We start from the raw sequence: 20146 nt of genomic DNA, 5'->3' as shown, positions 1-20146 counted from the left end.
ATAAATTTGATGAAACTGTCATTTTCAACGATTATCTAAATGTTGTTCTATCTCAATTTTTATTCTATTCAACTTAAAGTAATTAAAAATATTTGTGTGATTTTTCGTAATTATTTGTAAGAATTGAGGAAAAAAATGTTAAAAATAAATCGGTGTAATCCTTTTTTTATCGATTAACGTACATAAAGTAATGTTTTTTTAGTGACTAAATTTTTACAATTTTTACTTATTTTAATTAAAAAGTAGGAAATATACTTCATATTATATACACATTATCGAATAATTAATACTTTAAACGTTAATATTTGAAATTATTGTATAGATTGGTCGCAATATTAAAGTCCCCAAATTTAATAGCAAATGAAATCCCCAAAAAACCTACGTTATGCCTTTGGCATTTCACGACTATGTAAGAACTTTATATTTTGTCTTATTTTAATTTCTAGCTTGCCATCATTAGCTCAGTTAGCTTTTCCAACTGCTACAGGAGCTGGAGCAAATGTTACAGGTGGACGTGGTGGTACAGTTTACCATGTAACCAATTTGAATAATAGTGGTTCAGGTAGTTTTAGAGATGCTGTGAGTGGTTCAAACAGAATCATCGTATTTGATGTAAGTGGAACGATAGAACTCACAAGTAGTTTATATATTACAGCTGATAATTTAACAATAGCTGGTCAATCGGCACCAGAAGGAGGTATTACAATTACTGGTAATGTTGTTCATTTTCAAAATACAGATAATATTATAGTAAGATATTTGAGGTTTAGACCAAACTATAATTCGAGTGGGAATGTTGATGCGCTTAACGCATATAATTGCACTAATTTTATAGCTGATCATTGTTCTGTTTCTTGGGGTGGAGATGAGGCTTTTAGTCTTAGAGGGAGTTCATCTGATGTTACTGTACAAAATTGCATTTTTGGAGAGAGCGCTACAGGAATGTTAGCTGGAGAAAGTAGTAATGCAAATTCAACTAATTTCAGTATAAATAGTAATTTATGGTATAATATAAGTCATAGATTCCCTAATGTTAATGCCATAAGGACTGATGTTATTAATAATGTAGTTCATAATTGGTATACAAGATTGAAGGTTGTTGCGTCACGTGATCATGCGCAATTAAATGAAATAAATAATTACTATCAAAGTGGAACAAAAACTGGAGAACCAAGAAGTCCAAATTGGTCAGTTAATTGGTTAGATATAGGAAGTTCTAGTCAGAGATCTAATATTAGAATTTATTCAGATGGTAATGTATATCCATCTTTTTTAACAGAAGATGAAGATGACTGGAGCTTATATGTACATCGATTTAATGTCACTGGTGGTGCGTACGCTGGAACTAATCAATGGGATGATGGAAATACAGATTTTAAAGTATCTACACCTTTTGGATTATTAGGAGAAACAACAAATATAATGACTGCCGAAGAAGCACTCGCAAGTGTGCCATTAAATTCAGGAGCATGTAAATATTTGAATAGTGACGGAAGTACAGGTGAATTTCGTGATGCTATTGATGAAACATATGTTACCAATGTTGTAAATGGTACATCTGAATCGTATTCTTATCCACCAACTAATATCACAAGTAAAGCAAGTTATGTTAATTTTCATAATTCTGTAAGTAGTACACCTATAAATTCAAGACCTTCTAGCTATGATACTGATAATGATGGTATGGCTGATGATTGGGAGATTATCAAATACAATACACTTACTAATTCTGCTTCTGGTGATGAAAATGGAGATGGTTATACTAACATTGAAGAATTCTTGAATGAAGTGGATACACCTAGTACAAATGGAAGCCAGGTTACTGTAAATTCTAATGCCACAAATGATACTATTTGTGAAGGAGAAGAGGTGGTTCTAACAGCAGCTAATGCTGATTCATATGTTTGGAACAATGGAGCTACAACTCAAAGTATCACAATCACACCATCAATCACAGACAATTATACTGTTACAGGAACACATTCTGATGGTAGTGAAACAGAAGCCGTTATAACGATTACTGTTAACGATATACCTACTGCTAATGCAGGAGATGATGTTGAAATATGTCAAGGAACTGGAGTGACATTAACGGCTACAGGAGGAACTTCTTATCTTTGGAATACAGGTGAAACGACACAATCGATTTCTGTAAATCCAAATGTTACAACAGTATACTCAGTTGAAGTCACTCAAAATAATTGTACTAGTACAGATAGTGTAATCGTAACTGTAAATGAAATTCCTAATGTTGATGCTGGTGAAGATGTTACCATTTTTATAGGTGAAAGTGCAACTCTAACAGCTACTGGAGCAGATTCATATTTATGGAGTACAGGCGAGACTACACAAAGTATTACGGTAAATCCAACTTTAAGCACGTCATATTCTGTGACTGGTACAACTAATAATTGCGAAAGCTCAGATACAGTAACCGTTTTTTTGCAAGATGACAGTGTCAATGCCAATGCTGGAGCAGACACGGAGATTTGTATTGGAGAAACCACTACACTTACAGCAACAGGAGGAACAACTTACTTATGGAGCACAGGAGAAACGACACCAAGTATTAGTGTATCACCTACAATAACGACAACATATACTGTAACGGCATATAGTGCTTCTGGCGCAAATCAAGAAGACGATAGTGTTGTAGTTACCGTAAATGAATTGCCAGTTGCTGATGCTGGTACAGATGTAAGTACTTGTTTTGGTGATACAGTTACACTTACTGCATCGGGTGGATCTACTTATTTATGGAATACAGGTGAAACGACTCAAAGTATTATTGTAAATCCAAATCAAACAACGACATTTTCTGTAGAAGTATTTGAGAATAATTGTTCTGATACAGATCAAGTTATAGTTACAGTTAACCCAACACCAGATGTAAATGCTGGGAGTAATGTAACAATAGATCAAGGCAATTCAACAACATTAACAGCTACTGGTGCAGATTCATATCTTTGGAGTACTGGCGAAACTAATGCGAGTATTACTGTATCTCCAAATAGTACAACTACCTATAATGTAACTGGAACCTCAAATGGCTGTGAAGCAGATGCAAATGTCACAGTTGTGGTTCAAACGGAAACTATTATTGCTAACGCAGGAACAGATGTTACAATTTGCAATGGAGAGAGCACTACTTTAACTGCATCTGGAGGAACAACTTACCTATGGAATACAGGAGAGACGACTCAAAGTATTAATGTGTCACCTTCATCCACTACAACATACACAGTAACCGTTTTTAGTTCTTCAGGAAATACTTCGGATGAAGACAGTGTTATAGTAACAGTTAACGAATTACCTAATACAGACGCAGGTAGCAATGTGACAATTTCAGAAGGAGAGAGTACCAATTTAACTGCGACAGGAGCAGAGTCTTATTTATGGAATAATGGAGCTACAACAGCCACTATTACTGTAACACCAAATAGCACCACAACTTATAGTGTTACTGGTTTTTCAAATAATTGCGAATCTACAGATGATATTACAGTGACAGTTAACATAGAAAACGTTACAGCTAATGCAGGCACAGATGTTACAATTTGCAATGGAGAGAGTACCACTTTAACTGCATCTGGAGGTACAACTTATCTATGGAATACAGGCCAGACGACTCAAAGTATTAATGTAAACCCAAATACTACTACAACTTATACTGTTACAGCTTTCAATGCAGCACAAACGGCTTCTGATGAGGATAGTGTTATTGTAACTGTAACTGAATTGCCACTAACTAATGCTGGTAATGATATAACTATTGTTGAAGGAGAAAGCACGACACTAACAGCTACAGGAGCTGAAACCTATATATGGAATACTGGAGCAACTACAGCCTCTATTACAGTATCACCAAATAGTACTACAACTTATAGTGTTACTGGTATTTCAAATAATTGTGAATTTACAGATGAGGTTATTGTAACTGTTGAGCCTTTTGAGTTTGAAGCAAGTGCTGGAGCAGATCAAGCCATTTGTCAAGGATATTCTACTACACTAACAGCATCAGAAGGAGATGCCTATTTATGGAGTACTGGTGAAACAACACAAAGTATTACTGTAAGTCCAACAGGAACACAAACATATACAGTAACAGTATTTGAAGGTGAATACCAAGATGATGATGAGGTTACGGTTTCGGTAAATCCAAACCCGAATGTTATCATCAATGATAATGGAGAAGTGATGATGTTGGAAGGAGAATTCGTGACACTTTCTGCAACAGGTGCCAATAGTTATTTATGGAACAATGGAGCAACTCAACCTAATATTGCGGTGAGTCCATCTGCAACAACAACTTATGAAGTTACTGGTTTTATAAATGATTGTGAAGATACATCAGCAATTGTTGTAAACGTTTTTGAAACCGTTGAAGCTGATGCTGGAGAGGATATTATTATTTGTTCTGAAGAAACCGTAACCTTAACTGCAACAGGTGGAGATGAATATTTATGGAATACAGGTGAAACAACTCAAAGCATTGAAGTGTCACCAGATACAGATACTGAGTATTCAGTATTAGTTTATAATGCCTTAGATAGTGATGAAGATACGGTTGTGGTTTTTGTTGATCAATGCAATACAATTGAGGTTAACCCTGAAGATACCGATGAATTTGGTTTCGTGTTATATCAAGATCCGGTTACTGATGTGTTAAAAGTAAAGATTAATGGCTTACAATCTGTTACTGCTAAAGGTGTAACAATTTATGATTTGTCAGGAAAAGTATTATTTACAGAACTTTTTGATCCATCTGAATTAGAGGATCAATCTGAAATGACCCGCGAAATCAATACAACTCTTTTTTCTAGAGGAATTTATGTTGCACGTTTGCTATATGATGACACAAGTGTAATTAAGAAAATACCGATAAGATAAAGAAATTAATTTTTGAATTTAGTTATTGTCTACCACTGTTACTACTTAATGCTAACAGTGGTTTGCCTTACTTAACTACACCCAGATTGTTCTAATGTTTTAGATATTTAGTTGATCAATATAGTCCTATTTCAACAATAAATTTTGAGCCGTAAGAAATGTCTTATGCATGATTATTTCGACGAAATTCATCCTTCTTTTTCACAATTTCACATCGATATTTAGATAAATTTATTCACAATTTTATTTATTCAATTACCTATTAATCAGAGAGGTAAATGTGTGTAGTATTAAGTTATACAATTTGTTTAATAAAAAAAAAGACAGTTCAACATCTTTTTTTTTACTTTCATCGTATATCAAACCGTATATCATAATGTAATGGTTTCATAATCAAGTAGTATTGTCAGAATTTTAACACACAATAAATTGACAAATACTTGTTTGATAAAACGTAAAATAAGTCTATTTGGATTCTCAAGTTGTATGAGTTGAGCTGCAATTAAATGAAATTCGATATGGAGAGTGTTTTATATGATTCTGAAATTACAATAGGTCTACAAAGAGATTGCTAAACTATTAATTCATTACAAATTACTAACCCTAAAATGATTACTTTTAATCTAAGACCCTCTCTATTCATTATTCCCAAATTTTTAAACTTTAATTTTTTACTCCTAATTCTATTTTGCATACCATTATTTAGTATAGCTCAACAGAAAGCTTTTCCAAATGCAAGTGGTGCTGCTGCATATGCTTCCGGTGGTCGTGGTGGTACTGTTTATCATGTCACCAACCTTAATAATAGTGGTTCAGGAAGTTTTAGAGACGCAGTAAGTGCTTCAAATAGAACTATTGTTTTTGATATAAGTGGAACCATCCAGCTAACCTCCAATTTGCATATTTATGCTAGTAATTTAACAATAGCAGGACAAACAGCTCCACAAGGAGGAATAACAATTACCGGTAAGGCTGTATTTTTTCAAGACATTGATAATGTAATAGTTCGATACATAAGATTTAGACCAGACTATAATTCTGTTGGCAATGTTGATGCATTAAATGCTGTTAATTGTACTAATTTTTTAATTGATCATTGTTCTATTTCTTGGGGTGGAGATGAGGCCTTTAGTATTACAGGCCATTCATCGGATGTCACTATACAAAACTGCATTTTTGGAGAGAGCAAGACCGGAATGCTTGCAGGAGATGGTTATAGTCCTATCGCAACAAACTATAGTATAATAGGTAACTTATACTATAATATTAGCCATAGATTTCCTAATGTTGCAGCGCTGAGGACTGATGTTGTAAATAATGTAGTTCATAATTGGTTTACAAGAATAATGACAGTAGCTGCACACAATAATTCACAATTAAATGAAATTGGCAATTATTATCAAAGTGGCATTAAAACAGCAAAGCCAAGAGGGTATGATTTTGCAGTAAACTGGTTAGATATTGGAAGTTCAAGTCAAAAATCTAATATAAGAATATACACAGATGGTAATGTTTATCCTACGTTCTTAACCGAATCAGGTGATGATTGGAGTCTTTATGTTCATCGATTTAACGTTAATAGTGGTCAATACGCTGGAATTAATCAATGGGATGATGCGCATTCTGATTTTCGAGTATCTTCACCGTTTTCATTTTTGGGTGCAGCACCAACATTAATGACCGCTGATCAAGCGTTGGTTAGTATTCCTTTAAATGCAGGAGCAAATAAATATTTAAGCAGTGATGGAAGTGCTACGATTTACCGTGATAACATAGATCATATTTATGTTACTAATGTTTCAAGTAACACATCAGAATATTATCCATTTCCTCCTTCAAACATAGTTAATAAGCAACACTACTTAAATTTTCATAATTCAGTAAGTAGTTCTCCTATTAATGTTAGATCATTTAACTATGATTCCGATAATGACGGGATGCCTAATGTTTGGGAAAGTCAAAATGGATTGAATCCTAACAATGCATCAGATAGAAATATTGTGCAACCTGATGGTTATACAAATCTTGAATATTATCTCAATGAAATGTCTATTGCAACTACTACATTGCCTGCATGTTCTAATGAAGTTATAACGTTTCCTTATTCTGAAAGTTTTGAAAACACTTTAGGAGATTGGACACAATCAAGTACAGATGATATGGATTGGACAATTGACGCTAATGGCACTCCGTCTAACGATACAGGACCTTCGAGTGCTTCAGAAGGCAGCTATTATATATTTGTTGAAGCCTCAGGAAATCCAACCAAACAAGCCATATTAAATTCACCATGTTTTAATTTATCTAGTTTGTCATCTGCAAATTTCAGTTTTAAATACCATCAATCTGGTTCATTAAACGATATGGGAACCATAGATTTAGAAGCGAGTGATGACAATGGTACAACTTGGACCTCAATATGGAGTAGTACTGGACATAAAGGCGATGCTTGGTTAACAGCAGATATTGATCTTGCAGCTTATGTAGGAGGAAGTCTTCAATTACGATTCAATCGAATATTAGGAAATACTTACCAAGCAGATATTGCTATCGATCAGGTTAATTTATCAGGAAGTGTAAATACTACTGTATCTAATGATTGTTCAGTAGAGATTTCATCTTTCCCATATACCGAAGGCTTTGAAAACACTTTAGGAGATTGGACACAATCAAGTGCAGATGATATGGATTGGACAATTGATGCTAATGGCACTCCGTCTAGTGATACAGGTCCTTCGAGTGCTTCAGAAGGTAGCTATTATATATTTGTTGAAGCCTCAGGAAATCCAACCAAACAAGCCATATTAAAGTCACCATGTTTTAATTTATCTAGTTTATCAGCTGCGAATTTCAGTTTTAAATACCATCAATCAGGTTCATTAAACGACATGGGAACCATAGATTTAGAAGCGAGTGATGACAATGGTGCAACTTGGACCTCAATATGGAGTAGTACTGGACACAAAGGAGATTCATGGTTAACAGCAGATATCGATCTTGCAGCTTATGTAGGAGGAAGTCTTCAATTACGATTCAATCGAATATTGGGAAACACTTACCAAGCAGATATCGCAATTGATGATCTAAGTTTATCTGAAGTTGTAAATACTACTGTATCTAATGATTGTTCAGTAGAGATTTCATCTTTCCCTTATACTGAAGGTTTTGAAAACACTTTAGGAGATTGGACACAATCAAGTGCGGATGATATGGATTGGACAATTGACGCTAATGGCACTCCGTCTAACGATACAGGTCCTTCGAGCGCTTCAGAAGGCAGCTATTATATATTTGTTGAAGCTTCAGGAAATCCAACCAAACAAGCCATATTAAATTCACCATGTTTTAATTTATCTAGTTTATCAGCTGCGAATTTCAGTTTTAAATACCATCAATCAGGTTCATTAAACGACATGGGAACCATAGATTTAGAAGCGAGTGATGACAATGGTGCAACTTGGACCTCAATATGGAGTAGTACTGGACACAAAGGAGATTCATGGTTAACAGTAGATATCGATCTTGCAGCTTATGTAGGAGGAAGTCTTCAATTACGATTCAATCGAATATTAGGAAACACTTACCAAGCAGATATCGCAATTGATGATCTAAGTTTATCTGAAGTTGTAAATACTACTGTATCTAATGATTGTTCAGTAGAGATTTCATCTTTCCCTTATACTGAAGGTTTTGAAAACACTTTAGGAGATTGGACACAATCAAGTACAGATGATATGGATTGGACAATTGACGCTAATGGCACTCCGTCTAGTGATACAGGTCCTTCGAGTGCTTCAGAAGGCAGCTATTATATATTTGTTGAAGCTTCAGGAAATCCAACCAAACAAGCCATATTAAATTCACCATGTTTTAATTTATCTAGTTTATCAGCTGCGAATTTCAGTTTTAAATACCATCAATCAGGTTCATTAAACGACATGGGAACCATAGATTTAGAAGCGAGTGATGACAATGGTACAACTTGGACCTCAATATGGAGTAGTACTGGACACAAAGGAGATTCATGGTTAACAGCAGATATCGATCTTGCAGCTTATGTAGGAGGAAGTCTTCAATTACGATTCAATCGAATATTAGGAAACACTTACCAAGCAGATATCGCAATTGATGATCTAAGTTTATCTGAAGTTGTAGATTCAGGTTGTAAAAATGGGATTTCTTCTTTTCCATATACAGAAGGTTTCGAAAACACTTTAGGTGCATGGACACAATCTACTGCAGATGAAATGGATTGGACAGTAGATGCTAATGGAACACCATCGAGTGCAACAGGTCCATCAAGTGCGTCAGAAGGTTCCTATTATGTTTATGTTGAAGCCTCTTCGAATTTAAAAAAGCAAGCGATTTTAAACTCACCATGTTTTAATTTGTCTAGTTTATCAGATGCGAGTTTCAGTTTTAGATACCATCAATATGGAGCAGGAGATATGGGATCAATTGATTTAGAAGTGAGTGATGATGATGGAGTTAGCTGGACGAGTATTTGGAACAGTTCTGGAGACCAAGGTAATTCATGGCAAACCGCTAGTGTAAGTCTTTCTAACTACGTAGGAAAAAGCGTTCTATTGCGTTTTAATAGAATTATTGGTAGTACATGGCAGGCAGATATAGCTATAGATGATGTCAGTTTATTGTCTAGAGACGATAGAGCTAGCAGAGTGTCAAAGCCAGTCTCAGATTCTTTAGAAAAAAATGCATTAGAAGACTTAAAAGAGATCACATTATACCCAAATCCGGTTAAGGGGAACTTCCTCAATATTAAGTCTACTTATTCTAATTTGTCATTTGAAATATATAATATGGTAGGCCAGTTAGTTTCCAAAGGAAACGTAAAAAATGATATTATTGATATTTCTAACTTAAATACTGAAATTTATCTTGTTAGATTTTCTTCGGAAGGAAAAATAATCACAAAGCAGTTTATCAAGCAATAAAGATTAAGCATAATTAATGATTTAAAGTCCAGGTGTTTAATCTGGACTTTTTTTATTACTAATAAACAAATTTTATTTTATGATCAACGACTGAATTGTTGCAGTAGAGTCACAATTTTTAATAGTCAATAGTACTTCCTTATTATCTAATTCGTTTTCGATAAGATAAGTTTTGCAATCTTCAGATTTTGTATCACTTTCAGAAAAATTGACATCACCAGATGTTATCAAATTTGAAACAGCTAAAGTGTCTAGATTGTAAGATCTCATAGCATTTTCGGCTGCTTCAGTATAAAAGCGCTTTTTGGTACTGATATTTTTTATAGTTCTAGCATTTGGGCCATAGTCACACGAGGTTTTTTTACCTCCTAAGAAAAAGGCAAGTAAAATGAGGCCTATTGAAAAGCCTCCCAAATAGTAGCCTATTCGATGAATTAATTTCATGTATATTGATATTGTGTTTTAGAAAATCAACAAATTCACATCGCTGCAATCGAGATCAAACCAATTTGCAACAGATTTATTGGTTAAAATTCCGTGGTAAAAATACAACCCATTTTTTAAACCACGATCAAAACGGATGGCATTTTCTATACCACCATCTTCAGCAATTTTCAAAAGGTAAGGTGTAAAGATGTTGCTAATTGATACCGATGCAGATCGTGAGTAACGTGCCGGAATATTTGGTACACAGTAATGGATAACACCATTGTGTTCAAAAGTTGGTTGATCATGATTTGTAACTTCACTAGTTTCAAAGCAACCACCCATATCAATACTCACATCAATCACAACGGCTCCAGATTTCATTGTATTCACCATGGCTTCAGTGACTACAATTGGAGATCTATTTTTTCCTCTAACAGCACCAATGGCGACATCACAACGCTTTAAGGCTTTTACTAAATTCTTAGGTTGTATAGTAGAGGTGTAAATGGTATGTCCTAAATTGGATTGCACACATCGTAATTTTGTAATTGAATTATCAAATATTTTCACATTGGCTCCTAAACCAATAGCAGAGCGAGCAGCAAACTCACCTACTGTTCCTGCACCAATTATGACAACCTCAGTAGGAGGAACGCCACTAATGTTTCCAAACATTAATCCATTTCCACCATTCACATTAGATAATAATTCTGAGGCAATTAGGATAGAAGCTGTTCCGGCTATTTCACTTAACGATCTAACAGCAGGATAAGCGCCATCTTCATCTTTAATAAACTCGAAAGCCAAAGCTGTAATTCGTTTTGCGGCTAGTGCTTCAAAATACTTTTTACTTTGCGTTTTGAGTTGCAGCGCTGAAATTAAGAGCGTTTGCGGATTTATAAGTTTTATTTCGTCTAAAGAAGGAGGTTCTACTTTTAATAAAATTGGACAAGAAAACACCTTTGCTGTATCATTAGTGACTTCAGCACCAGCATCACTATAGGTTTTATCTTTGAAATTGGCACCTTCACCTGCACCAGACTCTATCATAACCCTATGACCATTAGACACTAAGGCTGAAACCGCATCTGGAGTTAGACAAACTCGTTTTTCTTGGAAGTGAGTTTCTTTAGGAATACCAATAAATAAGTCACCTTTCTTTTTATAGACTTCAAGTGTTTCTTCTTGAGGTAGTAATTGTGCTTTGGTAAATGGAGATAATGATTTGCTCATTGAGTTTTAAATTGGAAACTCAAATTACAAATTAAATTTTAGTTATACTTGATATTAATTCTAGAATTTTACTCATGCCTATACTTAAATTTGTAATAAAAGTTGTGATTTAAATTATGAATAATTGTATCCTAGTAAATTATACTAACTCGTTTTTGAAATAATTCCTTATATTCGTTATAGATAATTTTCTATAAATAATGACTGTTAAAACTATAAACTGGAAAGATGTATTGATTGTTTTACTAATTCTTGGATTAACTTTTGGTTATTTTTTAGATAGTCACTTTTTAAAAGCAAATGTTCAAACCATAGGTTTTTATGATGTCATGGGTTTAATTTATTATGCAAAAATGAAACTTCTAATTATTGGATTTAGTTTGATTTGGTTTTTAACTTGCAAGCATTGGTGGAGATTATCAATATTGGTTTTAATTTTTATTGAATTACTTAAACTAATTAGCGTATTTAATAATAAACAAACGACATTTGATGAGATCGAATTTAGTACAAGCTTACCAATAACTTTACCAATAATTATACTGCTTTTTTATTTGTCAAAAAAATTAAGACAATTCAATTTGTCTAACCAAATAAGGACAGATATAGACCAAGAAATTGATGAGATATTTTTTAGTTTAAACCTTAAAAATGATAACGATATTAAAAGTTTAAATAACCAATTTAAGAGCATTCAAGAGAATGAGCTCATTAAAAATGATCCCAATTTGTATTTAAATTCGTTAATAGAGCTAAGAAATGAATTTTATAAAATTGAATAATGTTAGTTTTTGATAAAATCCTAAATAAACGATTATTTAAACGTGATGTTGTTGCATTAGTGATTGTAATAGCGCTACCATTTTCTTTTTATTTATACAAATTAGTACCTGTAGATGCTGAAATTTGGTCAAATAGTTTTTTGAATTTAAATTCTGACGTAATAAAAGACATTGACTATCATATCTGGTTGTTTTTTGTTAAAATCTTTACTGTGTCAATATTGTCTATCTGGTTTGTAACTTGTTATAGACGATGGCGCCTAGTTCTTGTTATTCCAATTATAATTGAATTGTATAAGCTTTCATTATTGATTTATTCGATTATTACCAGCTATAATGGTATTTTAAATTTCTATGAAAGCCTAGCTTTTTCGTTACCATATATTTTGATATTATTTATTATTTCGAACAAAGTTGGTTATCATAAAAATATGTCTCAATTATGGCTAAATGAGGTAATCAATAAAAATTTGTTGAAGCTTCCTGATACCAATATGAATAATTATATGGAAGCTAAGAATGAGTTAAATAAGTTGCATAATGATAGAGGTGTTATTTCTAAAAAAGAATATTTAATAAGGTTGATTAAATTGAGAGATAAGCTAACAATTTAATTTTTGTAACATCTAATTTCATTCAAAATTTCATCAAAAAGAGCCTTTTTTTCATCAGACCATTGTGCTTTGAGTTTGTCATCAATAAAAGCCTCAATATCTTGTTGACTTCTTGCTTTAGGCTTTTTGACGTCTTCAATAAACATATTGCCTTTTCCTGTCATTAACCAAACCAGATTAACTTGAGGATATTCTTTTACAATACGCTCAATGACATCACTACCTACTGAGGCATTGTTTTTTTGCATTCTTAGAATATAGCCATTTGCGGTACCAATAGAGATATCAAATTGACGTGCACTCATGTTTAATGAAGCTATGAGTTGCATGATGCGATGTACTGTCTTACTCATTATAATTAGGGTTATTAAGAGTGAATATAAGAGTTACAAATGTAAAAATTTTTGAATTAATGTATTATTAACATAATTCATAAAGAAAAAAAGCTAAAACATTCTGACATTGTTATAGTTGCAATAAAAAAGCATAATCAATTTTGATTATGCTTTTTTATTTATTCCCGATATAGATTGTGTTAAAAATACTGTTTCACTTTACCCCAAACCCCTTTGGGTTTTATCATAAATTCCTCTTCTAACTCTTGCATGGTTTTATCTGCATCATTTAATTTATTAAAAATTTTAGCGCGAACTAAATAAATTGATGGAATAACAACACCCATTACTGGTAACATGTACATGAAATTCATTTCATCAAAATATGATTGATCCTCATTAAATAGAGAAAATATTTGATACAAGTACATTACTATTGGGACTAATAAAGCGTGATACCACCAATGACGACAAGTGAAAAACCAAATAAGCAACAAAAATAGAGGTACCGCTTTACCCGTAAGAATCCACATGACTAGATTGGCATTTTCCCAGCCTTTACTGTCATATGTAAACAAAAAAGTATCCCAGAATCTTTCTTCAGGAACACTTTCATGTATAGAAAACAAATAAGGAGTAATCGCTAGTAAAATTGCAACAATACTACCTTGTATAAAGTTTCTTCTATAAGTTTTTTGGCTTTTTAAAAGCTTTTTTGTCGATTTCAGTTTTGATTTGTCCATCGATATTGATTAAATCAGTTGCCTGAGCAGTGAACAACATACCACCGAAAATCGCGATTGCTAGTACGTACTTTTTAGTCTTCATAATATAAGGGATTAAATTAATTAATTGCTCAAATATAACATGTTGCTATACTTTATACAGTTAACAAGAGTGTTAAAAACCTCTTTTTTAATCACCTTTTCTTACGGTTTTTCCGTAATCATCAATAAAGACGCGGTGTTAGGTCGTTAATTAATTTACTAAAAATTGTGCTGCTCCATAGGGTTTTTCTGGGTTAATATTGTGTTATGGCTCAATTTGAGGGATCTTGAGGTCTCATTTTTATGACTAATTTCTATCACATTTACATCATTTGGTAACAAATTTTTAGCCTGTTCAGGCCATTCAATAAACACCCAATTTGAGGTGTATAAATAGTCTTCAAAACCAAAATTTAAAGCGTCTTCTTCATCCTCTATTCGATATAAATCGAAATGATAAATAATGGCATCGTCAGCGCTATATTCGTTAACAATTGAAAATGTTGGGCTACTTACATCATCCGTACTGCCTAATTGTTTAGCCAAAGCTTTAATAAGTGTCGTTTTTCCAACACCAATCTCACCATAAAACAACAGTGTTTTCGATGTTAAATGTTGCAAAATTTGTTTCGCAACCTTATCGACATCTTCAATTTGATATGTAATGTTTAAAACTTCTGACATTTTCAATAGGTACCAAAACAGTTAATTAGCCTAATTTGAACAGCAATAATAGGAATAATAATTGAAAAAAACTAATAAAAAGTGCATTTCATCGATATTTTATGCATTACATGGATGTTTTTACTTAGGGTTCATCACAACAAAAGGGATGATCATTTCCTCTAAGGAGACACCTCCATGCTGGTAGGTGTTTCGGTAATAACTCACATAATGATTGTAGTTGTTTGGATAAGCCAAAAAGTAATCACTTTTAGCAAAAATAAATGAGCTACTCATAGTAATTGACGGTAATTGAATTGCTTTTGGGTCCTTAGCTACGAGCACTTCACGCTCTTCGTAAGTAAGGCTTCTACCTGTTTTATAGCGTAAGTTCAAGCTTGTATCTCGATCACCTATAACTTTAGACGGATGCTTTACATTAATAGTACCGTGATCAGTTGTAAGAATTAATTTGAATCCAAGATTTTGTGCTTGCTGTATCATTTCAAGTAGAGGAGAATTTTTAAACCAGCTTAATGTTAGTGATCTATAAGCTTTGTCATTTGAAGCTAACTCTTTTACAACATCCATTTCAGTTTTTGAGTGTGATAGCATATCAACAAAATTGTACACAATAACCGATAAGTCATTGTCTTTAAGAGTTTTAAAATTTTCAACCAGTTTTTTTCCTGATCTTAAGTTTGTGATTTTGTGATACTCTGTTTTTAGATGCTGAAGTCCTAATCGTTTTAATTGTCCTTCAAGGAACTCGGCTTCATGCATGTTTTTTCCACCATCATCCGTATCGTTTTTCCATAAATTTGGATGAAGTTTTTCCATGTCAGCTGGCATTAATCCAGAAAATATGGCATTTCTTGCATATTGTGTTGCCGTTGGGAGAATACTATAGAAAGGGGTTTCTGAGTCTTTTTTATAATAATTGTTTACGATAGGTTCAAACGCTTTCCATTGATCATAACGTAGGTTGTCAATTACAATGAGAAGTGTTGGTTGATCTTTATTCAATTCTGGCACTACCTTGTCTTTAAATAGATTATGAGACAGTGTAGGTGCATCTGCATTATGATCAAACCAATCTGGATAATTTTTATCTATAAACTTACCAAATTGAACATTAGCCTCAGTTTTTTGAGATTCTAAAATTTCGGTCATACCAATATCTTCAATATCTTCTAGCTGCAATTCCCAATAAATTAGTTTTTGGTATAAATCGCTCCATTCTTCAAAACTATTCACCATAGATAAATCCATTGCAATCTTTCTAAACTCTTGTTGATAGTTAGACGTGGTTTTTTCGGAAACGAGCCTCGAATGGTCTAAATTCTTTTTTAAACTCAATAAAATTTGATTCGGATTTACAGGTTTAATTAAGTAATCTGCAATTTTATTACCAATAGCTTCTTCCATAATATATTCTTCTTCACTCTTTGTAATCATAACTACAGGAAGGTTTGGACGTCGTTCTTTAATCTCATTTAGAGTTTCTAGTCCAGTAAGCCCAGGCATATTTTCATCTAAAAACACAATATCAAAGTTAGTATCATCAATAATTTCTATCGCTTCTGTACCACTTTGACATGTCGTAACCTTGTATTGTTTTTGTTCTAGGAAGATAATATGAGGTTTTAAAAGATCTATTTCATCGTCAACCCAAAGAATATTTATAGTGTTCATGTATATTTGTTTAATATTAATGTAAAAGTCATAGTTTGAAGACAAGCAACAAACTTAAAATCTTTAACGACCCAATTTACGGATTTATTACTATTCCGAACTCGGATATTTTCGATTTAATCGAACATAAATATTTTCAGAGATTACGACGCATTTCGCAAATGGGCTTATCGTATTTGGTATATCCTGGAGCTCATCATACTCGTTTTCATCATGCTATTGGTTGTATGCATTTAATGCAAAAAGCTGTCAATGTACTTCGTTTTAAAGGAGTTATCATTTCTGAAGATGAAGAAAAAGGACTTTATATTGCGATTTTATTACATGATATTGGTCATGGTCCATTTTCACATGCCATGGAACATAGTATCGTAAATGGTATTTCGCATGAAGAAATTTCACTTCGTTTTATGCATAAACTTAATGCAGAATTTAACGGAAGTTTAACGCTAGCCATTCAAATTTTTGAAGGTCAATATCAAAGACCCTTTTTATGCGAGCTTATATCTAGTCAGTTTGATATGGATAGAGCTGATTATCTAAAACGTGATAGTTTTTATACTGGTGTTGCTGAGGGTAATATTAATAGTGAGCGATTAATTACAATGCTTAATGTTGTTGAAGATCGATTAGTAGTTGAAGAAAAAGGAATCTATAGTGTTGAAAAGTTTTTGGTAGCTAGACGATTTATGTATTGGCAAGTGTATCTCCATAAAACAGGTTTGGTTGCTGAGCAATTACTAACACGCGTTTTAAAAAGAGCAAAAGAATTATCAACTCAGGGTATAGTATTACGAGCTAGTGAGGCATTGTCTTATTTTTTGAGAAATGAAATTTCTGATAAAAACTTTAATGAAGCTACCTTAGAAACATTTTCGCGTTTGGATGATACTGATATTGTAGCAGCAATGAAAGATTGGCAATATCATGATGATTTTATTCTAAAACATCTATGCGATATGATTATCAATAGAGATTTATTAAAGATAAAACTGAAAAATAAACCCATCAAAAAAGCGACATTAAAGAAACATATTAATGCATTGATGTCTAAGTATGATATTTCTGAAAAAGATGCAGAATATTTTGTGTTTATTGATGAAATATCTAATCAAGCGTATCAATCCAAAACCCAAAACATTAAGATTTTGCAGAAAACAGGAAAGGTAGTTGATATTACGAAAGCCTCCGATCAGTTTAGTATGAAAGCCTTATCAAAACCTGTAACTAAATATTATATCTGTTATCCTAAATAAAATCTAACACATTTTTCCTATTTTTGCGAGAATGAACTTTACAGCACAACAAATAGCTGGAATTTTAGAAGGTGATATCATTGGTGATCCTGAGGTAGAAGTTTCTAAACTTTCAAAAATTGAAGAAGGGACAAAAGGCTCTTTAACCTTTTTGGCAAACCCTAAGTACAAGTCTTTTATATATTCTACAAAGGCTTCTATTACTATTGTTAATAAGACTTTTGAACCTGAAAATGATATTACAACTACGCTTATAAAAGTAGACGATGCTTATAAGTCATTTTCTAAGCTATTAGAATATTATAATCAAGTAAAAAATAATAAAGTTGGGATTGAGCAACCAAGTTATAAGTCTGATTCTGCAACCTATGGAGAAAATGTCTATTTAGGTGCATTTTCTTATTTAGGGGAAAATGTCAAACTTGGTGATAATGTGAAAATTTATCCACAGGCTTATATTGGTGATAATGTTACTATAGGTGATAATACTACCATTTTTTCTGGTGTAAAATTATATTCTGAAACTCAAATTGGTAAAAATTGTATCATTAATAGTGGTGCAATTATTGGAGCTGATGGTTTTGGATTTGCACCTGATGAGAATGGAGAATTTAAAAAAGTTCCACAAACAGGAAACGTTATTATAGAAGATAATGTTGACATTGGTTCTGCTACCACAATTGATAGAGCAACTCTAGGATCTACAATTATTAGAAAAGGAGTAAAACTTGATAATCAAATACAAATTGCTCATAATGTTGAAATTGATCAACATACAGTGATTGCTGCACAAACAGGTATAGCTGGCTCAACCAAAATTGGTAAGTATTGTATGATAGGAGGGCAGGTTGGTGTTGCAGGTCACTTAACTATTGGTGATCATGTTAAAGTGCAAGCGCAAACAGGTATAGGTCATCGAGTAAAAGATGGCGAAAAATTATATGGATCTCCAGCAATAGATTATGGTAATTATGTGAAGTCATACGTGCATTTTAAAAACTTACCTAAACTTGTCAAAACCATAACCGATTTAGAAAAAAAAGTAAATGGCGATAATTAAAACAGACGTTAAGCAAAAAACGATAGAAAAAGAAGTATCTCTTACTGGTGTTGGTTTACATACTGGAAAAGATGTTACACTAACATTTTGTCCTGCACCAGTAAACAATGGATTTTCATTTAAGCGAGTTGATTTAGAAGGTGCACCTATAATAGAAGCTGATGCCAATTATGTAACAAATACACAACGAGGGACTTGTTTAGAAAAGAATGGTGTAACCATTCAAACTTCTGAACATGTTTTGGCAGCTTTAGTTGGTTTAGATATAGATAATGCCATTATAGAATTAGATGCTTCCGAACCTCCAATTATGGATGGTTCTTCAAAGTTTTTTGTTGAAGCTCTAGAAAAGGCTGGAATTACTGAGCAAGATGACTTTAGAGAAGAATATGTGGTATCTGATGTTGTTTCTTATTCGGATGAAGATTCTGGAAGTGAGATTATTGTAATGCCTGCCAAAGAATATCAGGTTACAACAATGGTGGATTTCGGAACAAAAGTTCTTGGAACACAAAATGCGACCTTAAATCATATTTCTGATTTTAAAGACGATATATCAGATTCTAGAACATTTAGCTTTTTACATGAACTGGAAATGTTATTAGAACATGGTCTCATAAAAGGTGGAGACCTAAATAATGCTATAGTGTATGTAGATAAAGAATTATCTCCAGAAACTATGGAAAAATTGAGAGTAGCTTTCAAGAAAGATTCTATTGCTGTTAAACCAAACGGCATATTAGATAATTTAACACTGCATCATCCAAATGAAGCAGCAAGACATAAGCTATTAGACGTTGTTGGTGATTTGGCTTTGGTTGGTACACGTATCAAAGGAAAAGTTATTGCAAACAAACCTGGACATTTTATCAATACCCAGTTTGCTAAAAAATTGTCCAAAATAATTAAAAATGAGCGACGTAATAATGTACCTCAAATTGATTTGAATCAACCACCATTAATGGATGTGAATCAAATTATGGATATGTTGCCACACAGGCAGCCTTTTTTGTTATTGGATAAAGTATTCGAATTAACAGATACAGGTGTTATTGGCATGAAAAACGTGACTATGAACGAAGAGTTCTTTAAAGGTCACTTTCCAGGAGCTCCTGTGATGCCTGGTGTGCTTATTGTTGAAGCTATGGCTCAAACAGGAGGAATATTAGTATTAAGTACTGTGCCTGATCCAGAAAATTATTTAACCTTTTTTATGAAGATTGATAAGGTGAAATTTAAACAAAAAGTGGTTCCGGGAGACACACTTATTTTTAAGTGTGATTTAATCACACCAATTCGTCGTGGCATTTGCCATATGCAGGGATACGCCTATGCTAATGGTAAATTGTGCGCTGAAGCAGAATTAATGGCACAAATTTCAAAAGTAAAGTAATATGAACCATGAGGAATCTAAATTTATTTTGTTTAGATTTAACCTCAATAGTAAAGACATGTTTTCATATTTAT

13 protein-coding genes are annotated in these 20146 nt (G+C 33.0%); 7 read left to right on the top strand and 6 right to left on the bottom strand.

The genetic code is table 11. From position 1 onward, the window contains the following. The first annotated feature begins 360 nt into the window (after positions 1-360). Entirely contained in the window at positions 361-4890 is a 4530-nt protein-coding gene (locus ACTU6T_RS14595; protein WP_460218933.1) for a T9SS type A sorting domain-containing protein, read from the top strand. A 608-nt stretch (positions 4891-5498) separates the two neighbouring features. After that, positions 5499-9845: a T9SS type A sorting domain-containing protein gene (locus ACTU6T_RS14590; RefSeq protein ID WP_460218932.1), complete on the top strand. Its 4347-nt coding sequence runs from the start codon at positions 5499-5501 to the stop codon at positions 9843-9845. Between the two features lie 72 nt (positions 9846-9917). Here the strand turns inward: ACTU6T_RS14590 and ACTU6T_RS14585 are convergent, their stop codons facing one another. Together ACTU6T_RS14585 and ACTU6T_RS14580 are read right to left on the bottom strand one after the other, a co-directional pair. After that, positions 9918-10289: a hypothetical protein gene (locus ACTU6T_RS14585; RefSeq protein ID WP_460218931.1), complete on the bottom strand. Its 372-nt coding sequence runs from the start codon at positions 10287-10289 to the stop codon at positions 9918-9920. 18 nt (positions 10290-10307) lie between these two features. Beyond that, positions 10308-11507 carry an alanine dehydrogenase gene (locus ACTU6T_RS14580; RefSeq protein ID WP_460218930.1) on the bottom strand — a complete coding sequence of 400 codons (1200 nt, stop codon included), beginning with the start codon at positions 11505-11507 and terminating at the stop codon, positions 10308-10310. Positions 11508-11707: 200 nt separating this feature from the next. On the opposite strand from ACTU6T_RS14580, the gene ACTU6T_RS14575 reads away from it, so the two are divergent. Together ACTU6T_RS14575 and ACTU6T_RS14570 are read left to right on the top strand one after the other, a co-directional pair. Further along, on the top strand, positions 11708-12289 hold the full coding sequence (locus ACTU6T_RS14575; protein WP_460218929.1) for a hypothetical protein: 582 nt from the start codon (positions 11708-11710) through the stop codon (positions 12287-12289). Beyond that, positions 12289-12903: a hypothetical protein gene (locus ACTU6T_RS14570; RefSeq protein WP_460218928.1), complete on the top strand. Its 615-nt coding sequence runs from the start codon at positions 12289-12291 to the stop codon at positions 12901-12903. The genes ACTU6T_RS14575 and ACTU6T_RS14570 overlap by 1 nt, the downstream gene beginning before the upstream one ends. Here ACTU6T_RS14570 and ACTU6T_RS14565 read toward each other — a convergent pair. The 4 genes from ACTU6T_RS14565 to porX form a co-directional block, all read right to left on the bottom strand. Further along, entirely contained in the window at positions 12900-13256 is a 357-nt protein-coding gene (locus tag ACTU6T_RS14565) for a hypothetical protein (protein WP_460218927.1), read from the bottom strand. The genes ACTU6T_RS14570 and ACTU6T_RS14565 overlap by 4 nt on opposite strands. A gap of 182 nt (positions 13257-13438) precedes the next feature. Continuing rightward, positions 13439-13981, bottom strand: coding sequence for a hypothetical protein (locus ACTU6T_RS14560; protein ID WP_460218926.1), 543 nt, complete (start codon positions 13979-13981; stop codon positions 13439-13441). Between the two features lie 243 nt (positions 13982-14224). Next, complete coding sequence (gene tsaE, locus ACTU6T_RS14555; RefSeq protein WP_460218925.1) at positions 14225-14689, bottom strand: tRNA (adenosine(37)-N6)-threonylcarbamoyltransferase complex ATPase subunit type 1 TsaE; 465 nt, start codon at positions 14687-14689, stop codon at positions 14225-14227. Positions 14690-14809: 120 nt separating this feature from the next. Further along, a complete protein-coding gene (gene porX / locus ACTU6T_RS14550; protein WP_460218924.1) occupies positions 14810-16363 on the bottom strand; it encodes a T9SS response regulator signal transducer PorX in 1554 nt (517 codons plus the stop codon). Between the two features lie 35 nt (positions 16364-16398). On the opposite strand from porX, the gene ACTU6T_RS14545 reads away from it, so the two are divergent. From ACTU6T_RS14545 to ACTU6T_RS14535, 3 genes are read left to right on the top strand one after another with little or no spacing between them, the layout of a single operon-like run. Next, positions 16399-17619 (top strand): HD domain-containing protein, encoded by a 1221-nt coding sequence (locus ACTU6T_RS14545; protein ID WP_460218923.1) that lies wholly within the window; start codon positions 16399-16401, stop codon positions 17617-17619. A 31-nt stretch (positions 17620-17650) separates the two neighbouring features. Then, positions 17651-18679: a UDP-3-O-(3-hydroxymyristoyl)glucosamine N-acyltransferase gene (gene lpxD / locus ACTU6T_RS14540; RefSeq protein ID WP_460218922.1), complete on the top strand. Its 1029-nt coding sequence runs from the start codon at positions 17651-17653 to the stop codon at positions 18677-18679. Continuing rightward, complete coding sequence (locus ACTU6T_RS14535; RefSeq protein WP_460218921.1) at positions 18666-20072, top strand: bifunctional UDP-3-O-[3-hydroxymyristoyl] N-acetylglucosamine deacetylase/3-hydroxyacyl-ACP dehydratase; 1407 nt, start codon at positions 18666-18668, stop codon at positions 20070-20072. Before lpxD ends, ACTU6T_RS14535 begins: the two co-directional genes overlap by 14 nt. The last annotated feature ends 74 nt before the right edge of the window (positions 20073-20146 follow it).

Source organism: Psychroserpens citreus, assembly GCF_055686305.1.
The sequence above is the reverse complement of the archived record's forward strand: the minus strand, read 5'-3'. Positions and strand labels throughout refer to the sequence as shown.